General features: G+C 32.9%; 18 protein-coding genes and 1 pseudogene. 11 read left to right on the top strand and 8 right to left on the bottom strand.

Features of this window, described 5'->3' with window-relative positions; translation table 11 throughout:
* Positions 1-12 precede the first annotated feature (12 nt).
* From KO515_RS15915 to KO515_RS15875, 9 genes and pseudogenes are all read left to right on the top strand, one after another.
* Positions 13-717 (top strand): hypothetical protein, encoded by a 705-nt coding sequence (locus KO515_RS15915; RefSeq protein WP_215937326.1) that lies wholly within the window; start codon positions 13-15, stop codon positions 715-717.
* Positions 718-846: 129 nt separating this feature from the next.
* Positions 847-1,902, top strand: coding sequence for a class I SAM-dependent methyltransferase (locus KO515_RS15910; protein WP_215937325.1), 1,056 nt, complete (start codon positions 847-849; stop codon positions 1,900-1,902).
* Between the two features lie 107 nt (positions 1,903-2,009).
* A complete protein-coding gene (gene mddA, locus KO515_RS15905) occupies positions 2,010-2,747 on the top strand; it encodes a methanethiol S-methyltransferase (RefSeq protein ID WP_215937324.1) in 738 nt (245 codons plus the stop codon).
* A 78-nt stretch (positions 2,748-2,825) separates the two neighbouring features.
* Positions 2,826-3,245 (top strand): hypothetical protein, encoded by a 420-nt coding sequence (locus tag KO515_RS15900; RefSeq protein WP_215937323.1) that lies wholly within the window; start codon positions 2,826-2,828, stop codon positions 3,243-3,245.
* Positions 3,230-3,610: pseudogene (locus tag KO515_RS15895) on the top strand (SCO family protein); the annotation flags it as partial. The gene KO515_RS15900 and the pseudogene KO515_RS15895, both read left to right, overlap by 16 nt.
* Before the next feature lie 54 nt (positions 3,611-3,664).
* The gene (gene rmuC, locus KO515_RS15890; RefSeq protein WP_215937322.1) at positions 3,665-5,050 is read left to right on the top strand and encodes a DNA recombination protein RmuC; all 1,386 of its coding nucleotides are present in this window, start codon (positions 3,665-3,667) and stop codon (positions 5,048-5,050) included.
* A gap of 109 nt (positions 5,051-5,159) precedes the next feature.
* The gene (locus KO515_RS15885; RefSeq protein WP_215937321.1) at positions 5,160-5,771 is read left to right on the top strand and encodes a transcriptional regulator; all 612 of its coding nucleotides are present in this window, start codon (positions 5,160-5,162) and stop codon (positions 5,769-5,771) included.
* Positions 5,768-6,484 carry a DUF3307 domain-containing protein gene (locus KO515_RS15880; protein ID WP_215937320.1) on the top strand — a complete coding sequence of 239 codons (717 nt, stop codon included), beginning with the start codon at positions 5,768-5,770 and terminating at the stop codon, positions 6,482-6,484. The genes KO515_RS15885 and KO515_RS15880 overlap by 4 nt, the downstream gene beginning before the upstream one ends.
* On the top strand, positions 6,477-7,016 hold the full coding sequence (locus KO515_RS15875; protein WP_178984024.1) for an acyl-CoA thioesterase: 540 nt from the start codon (positions 6,477-6,479) through the stop codon (positions 7,014-7,016). Before KO515_RS15880 ends, KO515_RS15875 begins: the two co-directional genes overlap by 8 nt.
* A gap of 50 nt (positions 7,017-7,066) precedes the next feature.
* Here the strand turns inward: KO515_RS15875 and KO515_RS15870 are convergent, their stop codons facing one another.
* The 3 genes from KO515_RS15870 to rpmH all read right to left on the bottom strand — a co-directional run bounded on the left by KO515_RS15870 (position 7,067) and on the right by rpmH (position 10,639).
* Positions 7,067-7,417, bottom strand: coding sequence for a T9SS type A sorting domain-containing protein (locus tag KO515_RS15870; protein WP_215937319.1), 351 nt, complete (start codon positions 7,415-7,417; stop codon positions 7,067-7,069).
* A gap of 75 nt (positions 7,418-7,492) precedes the next feature.
* Positions 7,493-10,348, bottom strand: a complete 2,856-nt coding sequence (gene carB / locus KO515_RS15865) for a carbamoyl-phosphate synthase large subunit (RefSeq protein ID WP_215937318.1) — start codon at positions 10,346-10,348, stop codon at positions 7,493-7,495.
* A 129-nt stretch (positions 10,349-10,477) separates the two neighbouring features.
* Positions 10,478-10,639 carry a 50S ribosomal protein L34 gene (gene rpmH / locus KO515_RS15860; RefSeq protein WP_215937317.1) on the bottom strand — a complete coding sequence of 54 codons (162 nt, stop codon included), beginning with the start codon at positions 10,637-10,639 and terminating at the stop codon, positions 10,478-10,480.
* 174 nt (positions 10,640-10,813) lie between these two features.
* On the opposite strand from rpmH, the gene KO515_RS15855 reads away from it, so the two are divergent.
* Positions 10,814-11,392 carry a DUF2892 domain-containing protein gene (locus KO515_RS15855; RefSeq protein ID WP_215937316.1) on the top strand — a complete coding sequence of 193 codons (579 nt, stop codon included), beginning with the start codon at positions 10,814-10,816 and terminating at the stop codon, positions 11,390-11,392.
* 161 nt (positions 11,393-11,553) lie between these two features.
* Here the strand turns inward: KO515_RS15855 and cls are convergent, their stop codons facing one another.
* From cls to KO515_RS15840, 3 genes are all read right to left on the bottom strand, one after another.
* Positions 11,554-13,002 carry a cardiolipin synthase gene (gene cls / locus KO515_RS15850; RefSeq protein ID WP_354668282.1) on the bottom strand — a complete coding sequence of 483 codons (1,449 nt, stop codon included), beginning with the start codon at positions 13,000-13,002 and terminating at the stop codon, positions 11,554-11,556.
* Positions 13,003-13,005: 3 nt separating this feature from the next.
* On the bottom strand, positions 13,006-13,959 hold the full coding sequence (locus KO515_RS15845) for a lytic transglycosylase domain-containing protein (RefSeq protein WP_215937315.1): 954 nt from the start codon (positions 13,957-13,959) through the stop codon (positions 13,006-13,008).
* A gap of 138 nt (positions 13,960-14,097) precedes the next feature.
* Positions 14,098-14,760, bottom strand: a complete 663-nt coding sequence (locus tag KO515_RS15840) for an alpha/beta hydrolase (protein ID WP_215937314.1) — start codon at positions 14,758-14,760, stop codon at positions 14,098-14,100.
* 162 nt (positions 14,761-14,922) lie between these two features.
* On the opposite strand from KO515_RS15840, the gene KO515_RS15835 reads away from it, so the two are divergent.
* The gene (locus KO515_RS15835; RefSeq protein WP_215937313.1) at positions 14,923-15,219 is read left to right on the top strand and encodes an N-acetyltransferase; all 297 of its coding nucleotides are present in this window, start codon (positions 14,923-14,925) and stop codon (positions 15,217-15,219) included.
* A 79-nt stretch (positions 15,220-15,298) separates the two neighbouring features.
* Here KO515_RS15835 and KO515_RS15830 read toward each other — a convergent pair whose 3' ends face one another.
* Together KO515_RS15830 and mtaB are read right to left on the bottom strand one after the other, a co-directional pair.
* Positions 15,299-15,802, bottom strand: a complete 504-nt coding sequence (locus KO515_RS15830; protein WP_215937312.1) for a hypothetical protein — start codon at positions 15,800-15,802, stop codon at positions 15,299-15,301.
* Between the two features lie 83 nt (positions 15,803-15,885).
* On the bottom strand, positions 15,886-17,220 hold the full coding sequence (mtaB, locus tag KO515_RS15825) for a tRNA (N(6)-L-threonylcarbamoyladenosine(37)-C(2))-methylthiotransferase MtaB (protein WP_215937311.1): 1,335 nt from the start codon (positions 17,218-17,220) through the stop codon (positions 15,886-15,888).
* Between the last annotated feature and the right edge of the window lie 14 nt (positions 17,221-17,234).

The raw sequence follows: 17,234 nt of genomic DNA, 5'->3' as shown, positions 1-17,234 counted from the left end.
TGATAAAAACCTATGAAAATTAACATCAAAAACATAATGTTTTTTCTTAGTATTCTAACACTAATTGGATGCTCTAAAGAAGACAATGAGCCAAAAGAAGAAGTTGCAGGTACATTCGAATTTTTAGATACGGGCACTCATGAATTCTCAATCGATGCCACTGACATAGTCGCAACAATAACAATTATTGGAGCAGGTGGCGGAGGTGCTGGTGGTGTAGATTATAGCTCAGGGTCTTCTTCGACAGGAGGAGGTGGTGGTGGAGGTGCTGGAGAATTTAAGCTACTTACCAATGAAAATTTAGAAGGAAATGTCACTTATACAGTTATAGTAGGCAGTCCTGGTAATGGTGGTACTGTTAGTCAAAGTGGATCTAGCGGACAATCCTCTGAAATATCACTTGGAGGAACAAATCTATATATAGCAATTGCTGGTTCTGGTGGGTTAAGTAATAGTATAAACTCAGAAAATGGTGGTTCTGGAGGTTCTGGTTTCCCTGCAGGTAATAATGGAACGCGTGGTGAACAGCGAAGTATATTTTCTTTAGATGCATCCCCTGGTTTTGGCGGCTTAGGTGGAGATAATGGGAGCTTATTTGGTTTTGGTGGCAAAGGAGGTATTGGTGTAGAACTTGATTTTGCAACTCCAATTAGCGCCGAAAACGGCAGTATTGGAGGTAACGGATATGTAAAAATTGAATGGATAGGATTTAGATAATACTGAGGACTTCATTCTGTCGCAATTTATAGTTAATAGATTAGAAATTTCATTAACAATAAATACAAGATTACAATGATATCAATACCCATAAAATACGAGAAACAGATATTAATTAATATAAAAATCATGGAAGTAAACGAAAACAAATTACACGACTTATTAGGTAAAGTAGTCACCGAAATGGGAGCTGCAGCCAATGGACCATTAATTACAATTGGAGATAAACTTGGTTTGTTTACCACCTTAACAGATCATGGTCATTTAACATCGTATGAATTAGCCGAGAAAACAAATACGGCAGAACGCTACGTTAGAGAATGGTTGTCTGCACAAGCAGCTTCAGGTTATATAGAATATGACGCTGTAAGCAAAAAATTCTTTATGACACCAGAGCAATCTATGGTTTTTGGAAACAGAAAAAGCCCTGTGTTTATGACAGGTGCATTTTATGCTATTTCTTCAGTATATCACGATGAACCTAAAATAGAAAAAGCTTTTAAAACAGGTGAAGGTGTGTCTTGGGGAGATCATAATTCTTGTTTATTCTGCGGAACAGAGAAGTTCTTTAGTCCTTCTTACGAAGGCAACCTAATTTCTAATTGGATTCCGGCTTTGGATGGTGTGGTTCAAAAATTAGAAAAAGGAGCAAAAGTCGCAGATATAGGTTGTGGTCATGCAGCTTCTACAATTATAATGGCAAAAGCGTTTCCTAATTCAACATTTATAGGTTTCGATTTTCACGCAGCATCAGTAGAACAAGCTAAAGTTAGAGCAAAGGCTGCAGGTGTAGCTAATGTCTCTTTTGAAGTAGCATTGGCTAAAGATTTCCCTGGGAAAGATTACGATTTTATTACGTTTTTTGATTGCTTACATGATATGGGAGATCCTGTTGGTGCTTGTTCACACGCAAAAGCAGCTTTAAAACCAGACGGAACATGTATGATTGTAGAACCCTTTGCTAAAGACAGTTTAGAAGAAAATTTAACCCCAGTTGGTAGAGCTTTTTATGCTTTTTCAACCATGCTTTGCACACCATGTTCTCTAAACCAAGAAGTAGGTTTGGCTTTAGGCGCGCAAGCTGGAGAAGAAAAACTAAAAAATGTGATAACTAAAGGTGGTTTTTCAAAATTTAAACGCGCTTCAGAAACGCCTTTTAATTTAATATTAGAAGCAAGACCATAGTTTGCCTTATGTATTCAAAGTTTTCAGTCACTAAAAAACGTCTAAATCACTTCAATAAGGACTAACTAATATATAGCATGATGTTAACAACCAATTAAACAATTATTATGAAAAAAACACTTATTTTCCTCTACGGGATTGTCGCTTACATTATTTTTTTAGTCGCATTTCTTTATGCCATAGGATTTGTAGGAAACTTTTGGGTCCCAAAAGGGATTGATTCAGGCATCGAAACTTCTACTACAGAAGCATTACTTATAAATATTGCATTAATGAGCCTATTTGCCATTCAGCATAGTGTGATGGCACGGCCTGCTTTTAAAAAATGGTTCACTAAATTTTTAGATCCGGCTATTGAGCGAAGTACGTATGTATTGCTTTCTAGTCTAGCTCTTTTACTGATGTATTGGCAATGGCAACCAATGTCAAGCATTGTTTGGGAGTTTGAAAACACCACAGCTTTGGTATTGACAAGTGTTTTCTTTTTAGGTTGGATTATTGTATTTCTTTCCACTTTTATGATCAACCATTTTGAGCTTTTTGGTCTTTCTCAAATTTACCAAAGATTTAAAGATCAAAAGCTGACATATCCCAAATTTCAAGTAAATCTATTTTATAAAATAGTACGTCATCCCATCATGTTAGGCTTTATAATAGCGTTTTGGGCAACACCCTTAATGACCGTGGGACACTTATTATTTGCCGTCGTTACCACGATTTACATTTTAATTGCAGTTAAGTATTTAGAAGAAAAAGATCTAAAAAAGCATATAGGAAAAGAGTACGAAGACTACCAAAAAAGAGTGCCAATGATTGTTCCCTTTACCAAAATTATTAAAGAATAAAATTTTATACTAATATAGTTGAACTAAACATAATTAATCCACAGACAACAGAATAATTAGTAACTTAATCATTTAATTATGAAACCACTAAATAACATTTTTCTTCTTTTGTCTTTCTTACTAATTTTTAGTTGCAAAGACAAAGCTGCTAAATCAAATCTAGCTTTAGCTGCTATAGATTTAGAACGAGGTAAACTTTTGCTAGGTAGTACAGAACCTTTTGGAGACGTAAGTTTCGCTTTAGATTGGAAATATGAAGTGAGAGAAACATTCGATTTAGCAATTGCTCTACTGCATTCATTTGAGTATACCGAAGCAGAAAAAGCATTTGTAAAAGTACTAGATAACGACTCAGAATGTGCTTTGGCCTATTGGGGAGTTGCTATGAGTATTTACCATGCACTTTGGGCTCCACCAACGTCGGATGTGTTAATAAAAGGCTCTAAGCTTATTGAAATTGCGCAAAACTTACCTAAATCAAAATTTGTCCAATCATGACGAATAATATGGCTAAAATTCAAGATAAATTTTTAAAAGATGATGACATTATGCTTTTATCCCTTTCAGTCACACCAGAAATTGATAGTGTTTCAGTATTGCGAGCATACGCCAACACTAAAGGTGTTATAGATTATAAATGGAATATAACCACAGGAAACAAAAAACATATTTATGAGTTAGCACGCAAAAGCTATTTTGCAGTTGTAGAACAAGGTGATGGAAGGCTTACAAGACTTCATTCATACTCCTAACTTTATTCTTATTGATAAAAGAAGCAAATTCGTAGTATCTATGATGGTACTAACAATGAGAATATAAAACAATTACTGGCAGATATAAAAACTTTAAAATCTCGTCATTAAGTTTAAAAGAGTTTCCTTAACTATATTTATCTTTGATAAATTTCTCTTTTAAACATGAACGACACACTTATTCTACTCATAACAATTATTATTTCAGCAGGTATTGGTGCTTTTATAGGACTTAAATTTTCGCAATTAAAAAGTAAAAGTGACAAAAGTACTCTAGAAGAACGCAACGCTAATTTGCAACAACAGTTCAATGAATTTAAAACGTATTCAGAAACCGAAAACCAAAAACAGAACCAATATTTTAATCAACAATTAACGGATTTAAAAGACACCATTTCTAAGATTGAGACCGAACGTGAAGCGATTAGACGCGAAAAAGATTTTTTAAATACAGAATTATCTAGACGTAATTCGGAATACGAAAACCTTGAAAAAGCCAACTTAAAACGTGACGAAGAATTAGCATTGCAGCAAGAACAATTGCGTAAAGACTTTGAGTTAATGGCGTCTAAAATACTAGATGAAAAGTCTGAAAAATTCACACTTCAGAATAAAGAAAATATCAAAAACATCTTAAACCCTTTACAAGAAAAAATACAACTCTTTGAGAAAAAAGTTGATGATACCCAAAAGGAAAGTATTAGTATGCATTCGGCTTTGAAGGAGCAACTATTAGGTTTGAAAGATCTTAATCAAATTATGGCAAAAGAAGCCACTAATCTTACTAGAGCTTTAAAAGGTGATAGTAAAACTCAAGGTAACTGGGGTGAATTGGTCTTAGAGCGTGTCTTAGAAAAGTCTGGTTTAGAAAAAGACAGAGAGTATTTTGTACAACAAAATTTCCAAAGAGAAGATGGAACGCGGGTGTTACCAGATGTTGTGTTACATCTTCCAGATTCTAAAAAAATGATTATCGATTCTAAAGTATCATTAACGGCTTATGAGCAATTTGTAAATGCCGAAGATGAGCAGCGTCCTATATTTTTAAAAGCACATGTGAATTCGATTAAAAAACATGTGGATCAGTTATCCGCTAAGAATTATCAAGATTTATACGATATTGAATCACCCGATTTTGTTTTGATGTTTATTCCTATTGAACCCGCTTTTGCTGTGGCTATAAACGAAGACAATTCACTATATAATAAAGCTTTTGAACAGAATATTGTTATTGTAACGCCTTCTACCCTTTTAGCCACCTTGCGTACTATAGATTCCATGTGGAATAACGAAAAGCAACAACAAAATGCCTTAGAAATTGCTAAACAAGCTGGAGCACTTTACGATAAATTTGAAGGTTTAGTTACGGATTTAACTGGTGTTGGTAAAAAAATTGATGCGGCTAAAAGTGATTATTCTTCGGCGATGAATAAGTTAGTAGACGGTAAAGGTAATCTTATTTCGCGTGTGGAAAAGATTAAGAAAATGGGTGCAAAAGCCAAGAAATCCCTTCCTGAAAATATTGTTAAACGTGCTCATGAAGACGACTAGCACATTATTCCCAATATAAGGCATAAATTAAAATATTCCCTTTTTAAGGCATAAATTAGATTATTCCGTTTTAAAGGCATATATTTGTGATATAAAGGTAATTAGTAGTATGACCAGCGTTATCACAGGAGATATCATAAAATCTAGAAAAGCACACAGCGAAGATTTATGGCTTAATCCATTAAAATCTGCATTATCAAAAGTATCAGATAATGCTTCATTCTATGATATTTATAGAGGTGATAGCTTTCAATTAGAATCTCACATTATTGAAGACAGCTTTAGAACTGCAGTTTATATCAAAGCATTTTTAAAATCTGTAAAAGGTTTAGATGTACGTATGTCCATTGGTATCGGTACAAAAAATTATCAAGGTAATTCTGTTAGCGAATCCAACGGTGAGGCTTTTATTTTTTCGGGTGAAACTTTTGAAACGCTCAAAAAAGACAAACAAAACCTAAAATTAAAAACAAGCAATGCTACAATTAATAAGGAAATAAATCTTTATTTTAGACTAGCGCTAATAGCCATGGATAATTGGACGGTTAACTCTGCCGAAATTGTAAAACTAAGTTTAGAGCATCCTCATATGATTCAATCAGAATTAGCTAAAATCATTGGTATCAGTCAAGACGCCGTAAGCAAACGTCAAAAACGTGCCTATTTAGATGAAATTTTAGATTTAGATACTTTATACCGAGAAAAAATAGCAGGATTATGACTCTATTACTATTAAAACTTATTCTAGCTCACCTTATAGGCGATTTCTTTTTACAGCCACTAAAATGGGTTAAAGACAAAGAAAAAAAGAAACTAAAATCGGTTTGGCTCTATGTGCATATTGCTATTCATATCGCTTTAATGTTTTTGATAGTTTGGGATGTATCATATACTCCATTAATATTAGGAATTGGCTTGATTCACCTTATTATAGATGGTTTAAAATTAACTTTTCAACGTAAAAAAACAAAACGTCTTTTCTTTTTTATAGATCAACTTTTACATTTAATTTCTATTATAGGATTAACATCTATTCTATATAGTAATACTTATAATTTTAGCTTAGCGTTAGATGGCCGAATTCTATTATGGATTATTTCCGTAATATTTTTAACGACACCAACATCTATTATAATGAAAACCATTTTCTCTAAATGGAATATATCTAAGCTTACTAAAGGCAATGAATCTTTAAAAGATGCTGGTAAATATATTGGTGTTTTAGAGCGTCTTATGGTATTTATCTTTATTATTACACACCATTGGGAAGCTGTAGGGTTTTTAATAACTGCTAAATCTGTTTTTAGATTTGGTGATTTAACAGCTTCAAAAGAACGCAAACTAACCGAATACATTTTAATAGGTACACTAATTAGTTTTGGCATTGCTATAATTACTAGTCTCCTATACTTAAACCTTTTACATTATGTTTAAAACGACTGAAGACTCTAGAATTCAAATTTCCGAGTTAATGAAACCATCACACGCTAATTTTGGTGGAAAAATCCATGGAGGTTACATTTTAAGTTTAATGGATAATATCGCTTTTGCATGCGCTTCAAAACACTCTCGTAGTTATTGCGTCACAGCCTCTGTAAATAAGGTTAACTTCTTAAATCCAATAGAAGTAGGAGAATTAGTCACCATGAAAGCTTCCGTTAATTACGTCGGACGATCATCTATGGTTGTTGGCATAAGAGTAGAATCTGAAAACATTAGAACAGGAGAAACCAAACATTGTAATTCGTCTTATTTTATAATGGTCGCTATTGATGAAGACGGAAAAACCGTTCCTGTTCCTGGTTTAATTTTAACCAATAAACTCGCCGCAAAGCGGTTTCTAAAATCTATTATTAGACAAGAAAGTGATACGAAACGAAGTACCGATTTAGCGCATCTTTATAAAAACGTAGAACAACATTTAGACAAATTGAAAGACTACAAAGTCCAAATTGATTTTAAATAAAAAAAGCTAGTTCATTTCTGAACTAGCTCCTATTTGATTTTATAGTTATTTTACTGTTTAATAAAACGTTTAGTTTGTGTTTCCGTGTCATCAGAAATTCTCACTAAATACACTCCACTTTTCCAATTAGAAATATCTATTGATGATTCCAATTTCGTGATCACACCTTTAAAAATTCGTTTTCCTAGTACATCAAAGACTTCTAATTTTAAATCTTCGCTTGAATTCTGCAACTTAATATTCAATTTGTTTTTTGCAGGATTAGGTGCAATAGTGAATTCATTATTTTGAATTTCTATTGAATTTAAACTAGTTCTAGAGGTATCAATATCAGATACAGATACCTGAGCAAATGAAAATACTGAGACAAAAAACAGTAAAAAAAGTAATTTTAGTTTCATATAAGTAGGCATTAGTTAATGCTAAGTTAGTAATTATTAGTGAATAACACTTACACTTCATCGAAAACTATGCCATTATTTACTTAAATACATTTTTCTTCTTGCATATAAATCATAAAATTGATCGTCTCTTAAATTATCAATAAATAAGATACTTTCTCCTGTACTCTTCATTTCTGGACCTAACTGTTTATTAACATTAGGGAACTTATTAAATGAAAATACTGGCTGCTTTATTGCATAGCCATCTAATTGTGGATTGAAATTAAAATCGGTCACTTTTTTCTCACCTAACATCACTTTAGTCGCATAATTTACATACGGTTCTTTATATGCTTTTGCAATAAAAGGAACCGTACGTGATGCTCTTGGGTTGGCTTCAATGATATAAACGATATCATCTTGTATCGCAAATTGAATATTAATTAATCCTACCGTATGCAACGCTCGTGCAATTGTATGTGTGTGATCAATTATTTGCTGCATCACCAAATCACCTAAATTAAACGCTGGCAATAAAGCATTACTATCACCAGAGTGAATACCACATGGCTCTATATGTTCCATAATACCAATGATATGAACATTACCATCGGCATCACAAATAGCATCAGCTTCGGCTTCTATCGCTCCATCTAAATAATGATCTAGTAACAATTTATTTCCTGGAATCGATTTTAATAAATCAATAACATGTGATTCTAATTCTTGTTTATTAATCACAATTTTCATCCCTTGGCCACCTAATACATAAGAAGGTCTTACCAATATTGGGAAATCTAAAACATCTGCAATAGCTAAAGCTTCGTCAGCTGATTCAGCAACATCAAATTGTGGATAAGGAATATTATTTTCTTTTAAAATGTTTGAAAAACTTCCTCTATCTTCAGCCAAATCGAGTGATTTAAAGCTGGTTCCCATAATCTTAACTCCCCATTTCTCAAGTTTCTCAGCTAATTTTAAGGCGGTTTGACCTCCTAATTGAACGATGACACCTTCAGGTTTTTCATGTTGAATAATATCATAGATATGTTCCCAGAAAACCGGTTCAAAATATAATTTATCCGCTATATCAAAATCGGTAGAAACTGTTTCTGGATTACAGTTAATCATGATGGTTTCATAACCACATTCGGAAGCTGCCAAAACGCCATGCACACAACAGTAATCGAACTCGATTCCCTGACCAATTCTATTTGGACCAGAACCTAAAACGATAATTTTCTTTTTGTCTGAAACAACACTTTCATTATGCACAGAGACTTTTCCATCTGCGGATTCTACTTCACTTTCAAACGTAGAATAATAATAAGGTGTTTGTGCTTTAAATTCTGCCGCACACGTATCTACTAATTTAAATACACGGTTAATATTAAGGTCTTTTCGCTTTTTATGAACTTCACTTTCTAAACAATCAAGCATATGTGCTATTTGTCTGTCACCATAGCCTTTTTGCTTAGCTTCTAGCAATAATTCGCGTTCAATAGTATCAATGGTAAATGTTGAAATTTCTTTTTGAAGTTGGAATAACTCTTCATATTGCTTTAAAAACCACATATCGATTTTTGTGATTTCGTGAATACGACTCAACGGAATTCCGATAGCAATCGCATCATAAATCACAAATACACGATCCCAACTCGCATAAGTTAATTTCTCAATAATGGTATCGTAATCTTTATATCCCTTACCATCTGCACCTAAACCATTTCGCTTTATCTCTAAAGATTGTGTGGCTTTATGAAGAGCTTCTTGGAACGAACGACCAATAGCCATCACCTCACCAACAGATTTCATTTGTAATCCTAATGTACGATCTGAACCTTCGAATTTATCAAAATTCCAACGTGGAATCTTAACAACTACGTAATCTAAAGTCGGTTCAAATAACGCTGAAGTCGATTTTGTAATCTGATTATCTAATTCATCTAAATTATAACCAATAGCTAATTTTGAAGCAATTTTTGCAATAGGATAACCCGTTGCTTTACTCGCTAATGCAGATGAACGTGAAACTCTTGGGTTAATTTCAATCGCAATAATTTCCTCTTCATCATCCGGACTCACCGCAAACTGCACATTACATCCACCAGCAAAATCACCAATACTTCGCATCATATGAATGGCCATATCTCGCATTTTCTGAAATGTTTTATCAGATAATGTCATTGCTGGTGCTAAAGTGATCGAATCTCCCGTATGGATTCCCATCGGATCCATATTTTCAATCGTACAGATAATAACGACATTGTCATTTTTATCACGTAATAATTCTAACTCGTATTCTTTCCAACCGATTAAAGCTTTATCTATCATGACTTCGTGAATTGGAGAGACCTCCAAACCACGTGTCAACATTTCATCAAAATCTTCTTCCTTATATACAAAAGACGCTCCTTCACCTCCTAAAGTATAAGATGCTCTAATGACTAATGGAAACCCAAATTCTTGTGCAATTTCCTTTCCTTTAAGGTAAGAGGTTGCTGTTGCTTGAGGCGCCATACCAACACCAATTTTCAACATTAATTCTCTAAATTGCTCTCTATCTTCTGTGATATTAATGGCATCGATATCAACACCTATGATATCTACATTAAAATCTGTCCAAATACCTTTTTCATCAGCCTCAATACATAAATTCAAGGCCGTTTGTCCACCCATTGTTGGTAAAACGGCATCAATTTGTGGGTGTTCTTTTAAAATTTGAATTAAAGACTTAGTCGTCAATGGCAACAAATACACATGATCTGCCATTGTTGGATCAGTCATTATTGTTGCTGGATTAGAATTGATTAATATAGTTTCAATTCCATCTTCTCGTAAAGAGCGTAATGCTTGCGTCCCCGAATAATCAAATTCGCAGGCTTGCCCAATAACGATGGGACCTGAACCGATTAGTAAAACTGATTTTATGTTATTATTTTTAGGCATGAGATTAAGTGTTTGATGTTGTAATATATAAACGTTATTAATTTGGCAGTGCAAAAATAGTTAACAATAGGATATAAAAAAAGGCGTTACACCTAAGTAACGCCCTAATATATTAACAATTGTTAATCATTATTTTTTATGTCTAGTTTCTGTAGAAACAGATATTTTCTTTCTTCCTTTAGCTCTTCTACGTGCTAAAACTTTTCTTCCGTTAACAGAAGCCATTCTTTCTCTGAAACCGTGCTTGTTTCTTCTTTTTCTTTTTGACGGTTGAAACGTTCTTTTTGGCATGTCTTATATTTTTATAAACTAATAATCTTTTTTCTGAAAATTGAGAGCTCTCTCAAAACTGCGTGCAAATATACAACAAGTTTTTACTTTAGCAAGGAGCAAAAGAAAAATTTTGTTTAGAATTTTAACTCTTAGATTTTATTATCTTTGCGCACTGCAAAAATACACAGAAATATGTTTAATAAAAATATAAAATTAGTTATTGCCGCCCTAATTATAGGCTATGGTATTTATCAATTCACTGAAGGTTACATAGGTAATGGTATCATGTACCTTTTACTTTCTACAATATTCATTTTTCTTTACTTTAAAAATGAAATGATTTTACTCGCTTTTTTAAAATTAAGAAAACAAGATTTTCCTGGAGCTAAAAAATGGTTAGATAAAATTAAGAACCCAGAAGGTGCGCTAGTTAAAAAACAACAAGGGTATTTAAATTACCTTAATGGTATTATGGTTTCTCAAACCAATATGAATGAAGCTGAAGCGTATTTTAAGAAAGCGATTAGTTTAGGCTTATCCATGGACCATGACTTAGCTATGGCAAAATTGAATTTAGCAGGAATTGCTTTTTCGAAACGCAGAAAACCGGAAGCTCAAAAATTGTTAGCTGAAGCACAAAAACTAGATAAGAGAGACATGCTTGCTGAGCAAATTAAGATGATGAAAGACCAAATGAAGAAAGCTTCTATTCCGAAGCAACAATATGGTCAACCTACAAGTGCAAGACAAAACAGAAGAAGTAGACGATAATTTGAAACTCTAAATAACAGAAAAGGCTTAAACAAGTATAATGTTTAAGCCTTTTTATGTATTGACAACTTTTGCTTTAGAATTCCCTTCGTGTTTTAAATTCTACACTTAACATCTTTTACTGTTATCATCATACCTTATATTATACTCTACACTTAAAATTACAATAGTGGCGCCATTAAACGCGCAATAGCTTCTACTAGTTTAGTACGTTTTGAACGTTCTTGCCAAGATTTTAAATCTAACTTCTCGCAGTTTTTTAAGTCGTCGTTAAAAAACTCTGTTAATTGACTGCCAATCTTCTTATCATAGATTAACGCATTCACTTCAAAATTAATATTAAAACTTCTATAATCCATATTGGTGGTACCAACAGTACTAAACACACCATCTACAACCATGGTTTTTGCATGAATAAAGCCTTTAGTATATTGATACACCTCTACTCCTGCTTCTAAAAGCATTTGCAAATAGGAATTCGTCGCATATTCTGCAATCCAAGAATCTGATTTCTTAGGCACTATAATCTTAACTTCTTTATTACTTCTGGCTAAGACTTGAAGCGCAGTTACAATCTCACTATTCGGAATAAAATAGGGTGTGGTTATATACACATGGTCTTCTGCGTTGGTAATAGCTACAAAAATCGCCTCCATAATATTAGACCAATCCGTATCCGGACCACTTGCAGCAATTTGAAGTGGGACGTTTTCTTTACAATTATGTTCTGGGAAGTAAGTCTTAGAAATTTCCAATTTACCATCACTTACAAAATTCCATGTGGTAAAAAATAAAATTTGCAAGGATATAACGGCCTCACCCATAATACGTAAATGTGTATCTCTCCAATATCGATCATTAATTGCATTCACATAATTATCTGAAACATTGACACCACCAACATAGCCTATCTTACCATCAATAACAACAATTTTACGATGATCGCGATAATTCATCTTACCTGTTGAATTTGAAAATCGAACCGGCATAAAAGGATACATTTCAATTCCAAAATCCTTAAGTTTACGCTTCATTTTAGAGGATATAGAACTGCCAACATCATCAATAACTATTCTTATTTCTAGACCTTCTTTTGCTTTTTCACATAATAAGTCTAGAAGCTCTGTTCCTATTTTATTATCTTCTATTACAAAATATTCGAGATGAATATGATGCGATGCTTCTCTGATATCATTAAATAGCAATTTGAATTTTTCGTCTCCATTTTTAATAAGATTTACAGCATTATTAATAGTGAGTTTAGAGTTTTCATTATTATATAATAACGGAATCACTTTAGACTTTTGATCGAGTAAATCATCAACTTCATTAATTGCTTTAGAATCAAGCTCTAACTCCTCTTGAATTCTTTTAATTATGGACTGATTTAAAACATGCTTTCTAGAGAATATTTTATTTTTTCGGTATTCTTGTCCAAAAAGATAATAGACAATCAATCCTAAAAAAGGCAGTGCCAGTAGACCAATAATATAACTTAAGGCTTTTGTTGGATTTACCTTTTTAAGTAAAATAGTAACAACAGCCGATAAGGCAACCGTATAATTAAGAATAATTAAAATTTGCCAAATATGGTCTCTTACAAAATCCACAATTTATGGGTTGGTGTTATAATAGCCTTCCTTCGGAATTTCTATAGAATACTTTTTTCTAGAGCTATTATTTAAATGAGGTTCTCTTAACCAAGGGTTATGAAGTTTTAGAATTTTATAGTTAATTCCAAATTGTTTTGCAAATCCAGCAAAATCAGTGACCGCAGTATCTACGTCTACCTTATATGTTGGCACTTCTTTATATAAGTGAGATTTATTAAAGTTGAATCCATATTTATCCGGATTAGATAATATTTCCTTTAACGCTACAATTCTAAACACATAGCGTCCTGTTTCTTCGCCTAATAATAAATCGTAGTAACCACTAACATCTTGTTCCTTTAATCGTCTAGAAACTCCATAATTACCAGCATTATAAGCCGCTGCCGCTTTTGTCCAAGATCCTAAGCTTTCTTTTGCCTTCTTTAAGTAATCACAAGCCACTTCTGTAGCTTTTTCTAAATTATAACGTTCATCAACATTTTTATTCACCTCTAAACCATTCTCTCTAGCGGTTGCAGACATTATTTGCCAAATCCCACTTGCCCCTGCTGGTGATTTTGCTGTTTGAATTAATCCGCTTTCAATTACAGCTAGATATTTGAAATCGTCTGGCACACCATTTTTCTTCAAAATTGGTTCTATAATTGGAAAATATTTTTGAGCACGTTTAAACATCAATAATCCATTTGATTGCCAATAGGTATTTACGAGTAACTCTCTATCCATACGTTCATAGATATCCGGATCATTAACGGGTACAGCTTCACCTGCAAAGTTTAAGTTTTCTGGCATCTCTAAAGCATAAACATTATAGTTGTTTACAATAGGATCTTCTTTACCTAGTAAATGATCTGGTAGTGCCATTTCTTCAGGTGACTTTTGCATTGAGAAAATAAATAAGCCTGATATACAAATCACACCTATTAATGCTAAACTATTTTTTATAATTTTCATTTCTATAAATTTAAGGTTAATTGAATGTAATATGCACTTCATCCTCAATCACCATATTGACTGGCAACACTTTAACGCATGAACTTTTCAATATTTTTCTTTTTATAAATGTAATCAATCTAATAACACCATTCAAATTCAGGCTGTAATAAGTTTTGGTAAATTTTCGTTAAACCATTTGAACTTGGTAATAATCATAATGTGTGTTCCACCTTTAATAATATGGCAATTTCCACCACAAGAATGTGGAAAAATAACATCATTGTCGCCATGAATATAAATCGCATCTGGATGTGGTGCTTCTTGATCCCAACAAACCACCTGCTTAATGGCCCAATCTAAATAAGTTTTATCATTGACGGAAAGGTATTTTTTATATAAATCGACACGCTTTTTAATCGTCTCACCAAAAGCATATTTAGCTAACAAATCAATATTACCAAGTAAGGATGTTGGTAATATTTTGTATGCTTTAGTGATTTTAAGGAATTTTAAACGTTTCGGAAGCTCGTGATGCGACTTCACACTAGACACCACAATTAATTTTTTAAGGTTTAAAAAATTACTCATTTCCTGTACTAAAATACCACCAAAAGAAACCCCTAGTAATACGACATTATCGTGTTTAATAAACGTGCACATACGTTGTGCATATGCAGTTAAAGTCTCTTCATAATCAGGAATTTGCCATTCTAACCAATGAATTTCATACGTTTCTTTGGGCAGTTTAATATGCTCAAATATGGTTGGACTTGCAGCCATGCCAGGCATTAAATAAACATGTACTAATTGACTATTCATAGGTCTTGAAACTTTTATTTTGGGACGCCTTAATTAATTACAATGTAAGGTTTTAACATCGGAAACCTTAAAAATTCACTGATTTTTTGTACCTTTGCACAGCAAAACTATATAAAATATAGTATCTACACTGCCGACCGCTGAATTTAATAAAAAGAAATTATGACAGAAACTGCTCAATTAATTGACAACGACTTCCTACGTCAATTTGAATTAAATGTTGAAAACGAAATGGCAATTATTGAATATTCTTTACAAGAAAGGAAGATATTCTTAACAAAAATGGTTATTCCTGATACTATTAGAACTGACGAATTTGAATTAGAATTTATTGATCTTGTATTTAGTAATATTAAAGAACGTAACATTAGTGTGGTACCAACAAGTCCTGAAATTGCAAAGTTTGTAAGACGTAACAGAAAATATAAGCGCATGCTTCCTGTGGGTATCCGTATATAATTTTAGAAAATGAATTATTGAAAAACCCGAAACTTTTAAAAAAGTTTCGGGTTTTTTGATACTTAAAACTTAAGCTTATTTATTGTTTCGTATAAACCTGTGTTAAATCTCTAGTCTCTATGATGTCTGTAAAATCTTCGTTATAAATATCGATTGCATTTTTATACACCGTTGTTAACGTATCACTTTTTAAAACATATATTCTATTAGACACTTTTATGGTATTTTCTTCAATAATAGAGTATTCTGAAGCAAAACTTATAATACCTTCTTTGTTACAGTCTACATTTATACTATAAACATTAGTACTATCATCTTTAAAATAGCGCAATACGTTAGAAAACTCATTTCCAGAGGATACCGTCCCATTAGTTTCAAAGGTTAATGTTTCTCTTTCGTTACAGTCTATTTCGGCAATGAGATTCGTATTAAACACACCGTCTTTATTGACATCAAAAGGAATATCAACGGTTCGTGTTGCTAACAACCAGGTTCCAACAACCCCATGTTCATTCTTATCAGAACAAGATGTGGTTAAACCTAATAAACCAATAAGAAAACAAACTGAAACTATTTTATTCACACTAGACATTTTAATAAACTCAAATATAAAACGAAATAATGTCTTTATAGGAAAATACACATAAATAATAACGCAAATTTCAGCTATTTAAGTGCTAAATCTTCTTGAAACTCAAAACGAACCAAGCCATCTTCATCAATCTTAGTTAATCTCACTTTTTCAAGCGTGTTTACTAATTCCGGATTCCAAGGTGCTTTTACTTTGACATAGTTTTCTGTAAATCCATGGATGTATCCTTCCTTATTATCACTTTCAAACAACACCGTACGCGCTGTGTTTAATTGCTTTTCATAAAAAGCCCGACGCTTCTTAGCTGATAAACCTCTCAACATTTTACTGCGTTTAGCGCGTTTTGCTTTAGAGACTACGTTAGGCATTTCAGCCGCTTCGGTATTTGGGCGTTCTGAATATTGAAATACATGTAAATATGAAATATCTAATGCATTCAGAAAGTTATAGGTTTCAAGAAAAATATCATCAGTTTCTCCAGGAAAACCAACGATAACATCGACTCCAATACAAGCATGCGGCATCACCTCTTTTATTCTAGCAACTCTATCTACATACAATTCTTTCATGTAGCGACGCTTCATCTTTTTTAAAATGGCATTACTTCCACTTTGTAATGGTATATGGAAATGAGGCACAAAAGCTCTTGAGTTAGACACTAACTCAATCGTTTCATTTTTTAATAAATTCGGCTCAATTGATGAAATTCTTAAACGCTCAATACCTTCAACATTATCTAATTCTTTAACTAAATCTAAAAAGGTATGCTCATGTTTTTTATTACCGAATTCCCCTTTTCCGTAGTCACCAATATTAACTCCTGTTAATACGATTTCCTTAATCCCTTGTTCAGAAATTTCCTTAGCATTTTTCAACACATTAGTCATGGTATCGCTACGTGAAATCCCTCTAGCCAATGGAATTGTACAATAGGTACATTTATAATCACAACCATCTTGAACTTTTAGAAAAGCTCTCGTTCTATCACCAATAGAATAACTACCGACGTAGAAATCGGCTTCTTCTATTTCACAAGAATGCACTTCACCAAAATCATTTTTAGTGAGATCGTTTAAGTAATCGGTAATTTTGAATTTCTCCGTTGCACCCAATACTAAATCCACACCATTTACATCAGCTAACTCTTCTGGTTTTAGTTGCGCATAACATCCAATAGCAGCAACGAAAGCTTCAGGGTTGCTTTTTTGAGCTTGCTTAACAATCGTCTTAAAACGCTTATCTGCATTTTTAGTAACCGAGCAGGTATTTATCACATAAATATCAGCCGATTCTTTAAAATCTACACGATCAAATCCTTCATCTTTAAAACTTCTAGCAATTGTAGAGGTTTCTGAAAAATTAAGTTTACAACCTAGGGTATAAAATGCGACTTTTTTTGTTGGATTCATTCTTGTACTTTTAC

Source organism: Winogradskyella psychrotolerans (assembly GCF_018860545.1).
GTDB classification, from domain to species: domain Bacteria; phylum Bacteroidota; class Bacteroidia; order Flavobacteriales; family Flavobacteriaceae; genus Winogradskyella; species Winogradskyella psychrotolerans_A.
This window is presented reverse-complemented; position numbering and strand designations above follow the sequence as displayed.